We start from the raw sequence: 6,000 nt of genomic DNA, 5'->3' as shown, positions 1-6,000 counted from the left end.
TTCGAGCGGCAGCAGAAACTGAGACACGAAGGCGTCTAAGAAACGCGGGGCTATTCAAACGGCGCAAGACGCGCTTGGTTTAATGGGAAGAGAGTCTACGAACACCAGTTCATATTCGTTGTGTTGGAGACGTTGGGCCGTCGGCGCTTCATCGTTGAAGTGCTTCCTTCCAACAGATAGTGGTCACCTCATCGAAGAGCTTCTAAAACCACTAAGCTTAGCCACCGAAGCAGAAACCGAAGGCCGGCTTGCGAAAATTTTGCACGACACATTGAATCTGTGCCCCGTCTAGAGAGCCTGTCAAGAAGTCTAGTATGGTGAGGTTGGAGAAGATTGCTAGCGTGAACCCCGCCCTACTCCCTACCCCGCCGTGGGGGCACGCAGGTTGCCTTGCAACCCGCTTCCGCCCGCCAGCCTCAAGATGGACAGCCTTCAGCTGTCCATCTTGAGGGCGGAAATAAACGCTTCCTGCGGGATCTCGACCTTGCCGAACTGCCGCATCTTCTTCTTGCCCGCCTTCTGCTTGTCCAGCAGCTTGCGCTTCCGCGTCGCGTCGCCGCCATAGCACTTGGCGGTCACGTCCTTGCGCAGGGCGCTCAGCGTCTCGCGGGCGATCACCTTGCCGCCGATGGCGGCCTGGATCGGGATCTTGAACATGTGGCGCGGGATCAGGTCCTTGAGTTTCTCGACCATCGCCCGGCCGCGCATCTCGGCGCGGTCGCGGTGGACCATCATGCTCAGCGCGTCGACCGGCTCGTCGTTCACCAGGATCGACATCTTGACGAGGTTGTCCTCGCGGTAGCCGGTCAGCTGGTAGTCGAAGCTGGCATAGCCCTTGGTGACCGACTTCAGCCGGTCGTAGAAGTCGAAGACCACCTCGTTCAGCGGCAGGTCATAGACCACCATGGCGCGGGAACCGGCATAGGTCAGGTCTTCCTGGATGCCGCGGCGGTCCTGGCAGAGCTTCAGCACGTCGCCCAGGTATTCGTCGGGCACCAGGATGGTCGCCTTGATGCGCGGCTCTTCCAGGTGGTCGACATGGGTCATGTCCGGCATGTCGGCGGGGTTGTGCAGTTCGCGCATCGTGCCGTCGCGCATGTAGACGTGGTAGACCACCGAGGGCGCGGTGGTGATGAGGTCGATGTCGAACTCGCGCTCCAGGCGGTCGCGGACCACCTCGAGGTGCAGGAGGCCGAGGAAGCCGCAGCGGAAGCCGAAGCCCAGCGCCGCCGAGGTCTCCATCTCGTAGGAGAAGGAGGCGTCGTTCAGCGCCAGCTTCTCGATCGAATCGCGCAGGTCCTCGAAGTCGTTGGCATCGACCGGGAAGAGGCCGCAGAAGACCACGGGGATCGAGGGCTTGAAGCCGGGCAGCGCCTTGTCGGCGCCCTTCCTCTCGTGGGTGATGGTGTCGCCGACGCGGGTGTCGCGCACCTGCTTGATCGAGGCGGTGAGGAAGCCGATCTCGCCGGGGCCAAGCTCGCCGATATCGGCCATGGCCGGGCGGAAGACGCCGATGCGGTCGACATGATGGATGGTGCCGTTCGACATCATCTTGACCCGGTCGCCCTTCCGCAGGACGCCGTCCATGATGCGCACCAGCACGATCACGCCGAGATAGCTGTCGTACCAGCTGTCCACCAGCATCGCCTTGAGCGGCGCATCGCGGTCGCCCTTTGGCGCCGGCAGGTGGTGGACGATGGCTTCGAGCGTCTCGTGGATGCCCACGCCGGTCTTGGCCGACACCAGGATCGCGCCCGAGGCGTCGATGCCGATGACGTCCTCGATCTGCTCCTTCACGCGCTCGGGTTCCGAGGCGGGCAGGTCGATCTTGTTGAGGATCGGCACGATCTCGTGATTGGCGTCGATCGCCTGGTAGACGTTGGCCAGTGTCTGCGCCTCGACCCCTTGCGTCGAGTCCACCACCAGCAGCGAGCCTTCGACCGCGCGCATCGACCGCGAGACCTCATAGGCAAAGTCGACGTGGCCGGGGGTGTCGATCAGGTTCAGCACGTATTTCTCGCCGTTGTCGGCGGTATAGTCGATGCGAACCGTGTTGGCCTTGATGGTGATGCCGCGCTCGCGCTCGATATCCATCGCGTCGAGCAACTGCTCCTTCATGTCGCGGCCGGCAACGGTGCCGGTCTCCTGGATCAGGCGGTCGGCAAGGGTCGACTTCCCATGGTCGATATGGGCGACGATCGAGAAGTTCCGGATATGGGCGAGATCGGTCATGATGGCGGGCTGTTCTCGGGATGAATTTAGGGGTGAATATGGGAAGCGGCGCCAGACTGCAATGGATCATGCGGCGCGGCCGCCCGCCCCCCACAACGCCGTTTGCGCCGCGCCGCCCGGATTGAAGTCACGGGCCATCTGGGGCATGTATCGCCGCAGGCATGAAACGCCCGGCCCGGCAGCGCCGGAGACCGGACAGGAAGAAGGCGGGAACAGGTGAAGCGGATCGTCATTGCAGCACTGGTGCTGACACTGGTTGCGGCCTGCGGAGGGCGTTCGCACCGGTCGCACAGCGGATCGAGCCATGTCGTGGCCTCCAGCGGGCCGATTCTCACCGCCTGCCTGCAGGCCGGGCGCAAGGGTGCGACCCGCCAGACCTGCGGTTGCGCCCAGGCGGTGGCCGACGCGCGGCTTTCGTCCAGCGACCAGAAGCTGGGCGCCAGCTTTTTCTCGAACCCGCACCGGGCGCAGGAAATCCGCCAGTCCTCCAGTTCGTCGCATTCGGCCTTCTGGGAACGGTGGAAAGCCTTCGGCGACGAGGCCGAGAAGGTCTGCAAGGCGGCTTGACCGCCGGCCACCACAGTTTCACAAAAGACAAAACTACCGGAGCGGGCGATGCTGCTGAAAGGCGTGACCCTGCGCGGGCTGGAGGTGTTCGCCGCGCTGGCAAGCACCGGGTCGGTGGCGCAGGCGGCAGAGATGACGGGACTGAGCCAGCCGGCGGTGAGCCAGCAGCTGAAGAACCTCGAAGCCGCGCTCGGGGCCGAGCTGGTCGACCATTCGCGCCGCCCGATGGTGGTGACCCCTGCGGGCCGCAGCTTCCTGGCCCGCACCGAGGCGGCGCTGGCCGAACTGCGGCTGGCGCAGAGCGAGCTTTCGGTGGTGGACCTGACGCACCTCAGCCAGCTCTCGATCGGGCTGATCGACGATTTCGACAATGACCTGACGCCGCGCCTGGTGACCATCCTGGCCGAGAGCATGACGCGCTGCCGCTTCAAGCTCATCACCGCCCCAAGCCACGAGATCAGCGACGCAATGGAGGCGCGCAGCCTGCATATCGCCATCGCGGCCAGCACCGGCAAGCTGCGCGGCGGGGTGATAGAATACCCGCTGGTGCAGGATCCCTTCATCCTGGTGGCCCCGCGCGGCACCATCGGCACGGGCGACATCCTCGAGGCACTGCGCCCCCTGCCCTTCCTGCGCTACAGCCGCGAGCAGCTGATCAGCCAGCAGATCGAGGGGCACCTCGCCCGCCAGCAGGTCGAGTTCGACGACCGCTTCCAGATCGGCAGCCACCTGGCGCTGATGGCCATGGTGGCGCGGCGGATCGGCTGGGCGATCACCACGCCGCTGGGCTACATGCGGGCGATCCGCTTTCACGACGACCTCGAGGCGCACCCGCTGCCGTTTCCCGAATTTGCCCGGACGATCTCGCTCTTCGCCGGGGCCGACTGGGCCGATACCGTGCCCCGTGACGTGGCACAGACGGTGCGGCGCCTGGTACGCAGCCAGATGATCGACCCCGCCGTGGCGCGACTGCCATGGCTTGGCGGGCAGCTCAAGGTGATCGAGGGCTGACTTCCGGTTTCCTTAATCTGCCGCCGCCCGTGCAAGCCCCCGCGCGGCGACCTCGATCAGGTCGAGCGCGCCGTCGTAGTCGCCGGTGTAATAGGGATCGGGCACATGGTCGGCTCCGGTTTCGGGCGCGTAATCGGTGAACAGGTGCACCGGGGTCACATTGCCCTCCGGGCGCAGCGCCTCGATATCGGCGAGGTTCTTGCCGTCCATCGCCAGGATCAGGTCGAAGGCCGAGAAGTCGGCGGCAACGAACTGGCGCGCGCGCAGCTGGGTGAGGTCATAGCCCCGCGCGGCGGCGGCGCGGATCATCGGCGGATGCGGCTGGTCGCCGATGTGCCAGTCCGAGGTGCCGGCGCTGTCGATCTGGTCGCCGGGCAGGAGCGCGCGCAGCACCGCCTCGGCGGCGGGCGAGCGGCAGATATTGCCAAGGCAGACGGCGAGAATTCTTCTGGGCATCGGGCGAGGCTCCGCGCTAGGAAGTGGCCACACATACCTAGCTGACCGGGAACGCAGATGACCAGCCCTTCACGCAGCGCAGCCCGCGCATGACCAAGATCGTGATCCTCACGGGCGCCGGCATCTCGGCCGAAAGCGGCATGGGCACCTTCCGCGACGAGGGCGGGCTCTGGGCGCAGATGCGGATTGAGGACGTGGCCACACCCGAGGGCTTTGCGCGCGACCCCGCGCTCGTGCACGACTTCTACAACAAGCGCCGCGCCGCCGCCGCCCGCGCCCTGCCCAACGCCGCGCACGAAGCGCTGGCGCGGCTGCAGCGCGAATGGCCGGGCGAGGTGGTGATCGTCACCCAGAACGTCGACGCCCTGCACGAGAAGGGCGGCGCCACCGGGGTGATCCACATGCACGGCGAACTCGCCCGCGCGCTCTGCGCGCTTTGCGGCAACCGGTGGGACGCGCCCGAGGTGATGGTGGTTGGCGAGCGCTGCCCGCAGTGCGGCGGCCCCACCGCGCGCCCGGATGTCGTGTGGTTCGGCGAGATGCCCTACCGCATGGACGAGATATACACCCATCTGGCCGAGGCCACGGTCTTCGCCTCGATCGGCACCTCGGGGCAGGTCTACCCGGCGGCGGCCTTCGTGATGGAGGCGGCGGAGGCAGGCGCGCATACGGTCGAGCTGAACCTCGAACCCTCGGCGGTGGTCTCGGATTTCGCCGAGACCCGCTTCGGCAAGGCAACCGAGGTGGTGCCCGCCTGGGTCGAGGATATGCTGCGCCGCTAATATGATGCGCCGCTAAAAAGCGCACCGCCCGACAGCTCCGGGCGATGCGCCTGCCGTCTCAGCGGGTCAGGTCGACCGGAACCTCGATGGTCATCTCGCCGGCGTGTTCGAAGGTCAGCACCAGCGTGACCGTGTCGCCCTGCACGAGGCTGCGCTTGAGGCCCATCAGCATCACGTGATCGCCACCCCGGGCGAGATCGTGGCTCGCTCCGGCGGGCAGCGCGATGCCCCCCTCGATCGCCACCATCTGCATCACGCCGTCGCCGGTCTTCTTGTGGGTGTGCAGTTCCACCTTCATCGCCACGTCCGAGGCGGCGCCGACCAGGCGGTCATCCTCGGCGCCGGTGTTGTTCAGGGTCATGAACACCCCACCGGCCTTGGCCGAAGGCGAGGCTGCGCGGGCATAGGCGCCGGTGACCTCGATGCCCTCGGCAAGGGCGGGAAAGGCGAAAGTCATGCCGGCCAGCGCGGCCAGCGTCAGTTGTTTCAGGGACATATCCGTTTGCTCCGTTGGTTTGGGTCTGAAAATCTTGGGGATTCAAACCTGAACCGGAGGCCCGCGCGCCTGCGCGGGCTGGGGCCGCAGCGCGGCGAGATGTACGCCCTTGGGGATCGTGAGAATGCGGACGGCGCCCACGGGCCGCTCCAGCAGCGCCATCGGCGTGGCCACCGCCGCCAGCAGCGCCAGCGCCCCGTCCGGGCAATAGTGGCGCGAGACCGGCTCGCCCTTGCTGTCGAGCTCGACCATCACCGGGCCCGAGCCGGTGCAGATCACCGCATAGCCCTGCGCACCGGGCTGGGCGCGCACCATGCCCGTCGCCTGCGCGGTCAGGATCATGACCAGGCAGAGGGCAATCGTCGCAAATCTGTTCAGCAGGCGGCGCATACCGGCGATATAGGCCGGGAAACGCCCGGCCGAAAGCGCAAAAGCCCCGCCAGAGGCGGGGCTGAC

General features: G+C 66.5%; 7 protein-coding genes. 3 read left to right on the top strand and 4 right to left on the bottom strand.

Going from position 1 to position 6,000, the window contains the following annotated elements; translation table 11 throughout:
- Nucleotides 1-432: 432 nt before the first annotated feature.
- On the bottom strand, nucleotides 433-2,232 hold the full coding sequence (gene lepA, locus IE266_RS25405; protein ID WP_189682941.1) for a translation elongation factor 4: 1,800 nt from the start codon (nucleotides 2,230-2,232) through the stop codon (nucleotides 433-435).
- 216 nt (nucleotides 2,233-2,448) lie between these two features.
- On the opposite strand from lepA, the gene IE266_RS25400 reads away from it, so the two are divergent.
- A complete protein-coding gene (locus IE266_RS25400; protein WP_189682940.1) occupies nucleotides 2,449-2,799 on the top strand; it encodes a hypothetical protein in 351 nt (116 codons plus the stop codon).
- A gap of 48 nt (nucleotides 2,800-2,847) precedes the next feature.
- Nucleotides 2,848-3,810, top strand: a complete 963-nt coding sequence (locus tag IE266_RS25395) for a LysR family transcriptional regulator (RefSeq protein ID WP_189682939.1) — start codon at nucleotides 2,848-2,850, stop codon at nucleotides 3,808-3,810.
- Between the two features lie 12 nt (nucleotides 3,811-3,822).
- Here the strand turns inward: IE266_RS25395 and IE266_RS25390 are convergent, their stop codons facing one another.
- A complete protein-coding gene (locus IE266_RS25390; RefSeq protein WP_189682938.1) occupies nucleotides 3,823-4,266 on the bottom strand; it encodes a low molecular weight protein-tyrosine-phosphatase in 444 nt (147 codons plus the stop codon).
- A gap of 89 nt (nucleotides 4,267-4,355) precedes the next feature.
- On the opposite strand from IE266_RS25390, the gene IE266_RS25385 reads away from it, so the two are divergent.
- The gene (locus IE266_RS25385; protein ID WP_189682937.1) at nucleotides 4,356-5,048 is read left to right on the top strand and encodes an NAD-dependent deacylase; all 693 of its coding nucleotides are present in this window, start codon (nucleotides 4,356-4,358) and stop codon (nucleotides 5,046-5,048) included.
- Between the two features lie 58 nt (nucleotides 5,049-5,106).
- On the opposite strand, the gene IE266_RS25380 is transcribed toward IE266_RS25385, so the two are convergent.
- Nucleotides 5,107-5,544, bottom strand: a complete 438-nt coding sequence (locus IE266_RS25380) for a copper chaperone PCu(A)C (protein WP_189682936.1) — start codon at nucleotides 5,542-5,544, stop codon at nucleotides 5,107-5,109.
- 42 nt (nucleotides 5,545-5,586) lie between these two features.
- Nucleotides 5,587-5,934 (bottom strand): hypothetical protein, encoded by a 348-nt coding sequence (locus IE266_RS25375; protein WP_229864487.1) that lies wholly within the window; start codon nucleotides 5,932-5,934, stop codon nucleotides 5,587-5,589.
- Nucleotides 5,935-6,000 lie beyond the last annotated feature (66 nt).

The organism is Seohaeicola zhoushanensis, from assembly GCF_014656415.1.
GTDB lineage: Bacteria > Pseudomonadota > Alphaproteobacteria > Rhodobacterales > Rhodobacteraceae > Seohaeicola_A > Seohaeicola_A zhoushanensis.
This window is presented reverse-complemented; position numbering and strand designations above follow the sequence as displayed.

Coding starts and splice junctions, on each gene's coding strand:
- IE266_RS25385 (WP_189682937.1), top strand. CDS start 4,356: ATGACCAAGATCGTGATCCTCACGGGCGCCGGCATCTCGGCCGAAAGC.
- IE266_RS25375 (WP_229864487.1), bottom strand. CDS start 5,934: ATGCGCCGCCTGCTGAACAGATTTGCGACGATTGCCCTCTGCCTGGTC.
- IE266_RS25395 (WP_189682939.1), top strand. CDS start 2,848: ATGCTGCTGAAAGGCGTGACCCTGCGCGGGCTGGAGGTGTTCGCCGCG.
- lepA (WP_189682941.1), bottom strand. CDS start 2,232: ATGACCGATCTCGCCCATATCCGGAACTTCTCGATCGTCGCCCATATC.
- IE266_RS25390 (WP_189682938.1), bottom strand. CDS start 4,266: ATGCCCAGAAGAATTCTCGCCGTCTGCCTTGGCAATATCTGCCGCTCG.
- IE266_RS25380 (WP_189682936.1), bottom strand. CDS start 5,544: ATGTCCCTGAAACAACTGACGCTGGCCGCGCTGGCCGGCATGACTTTC.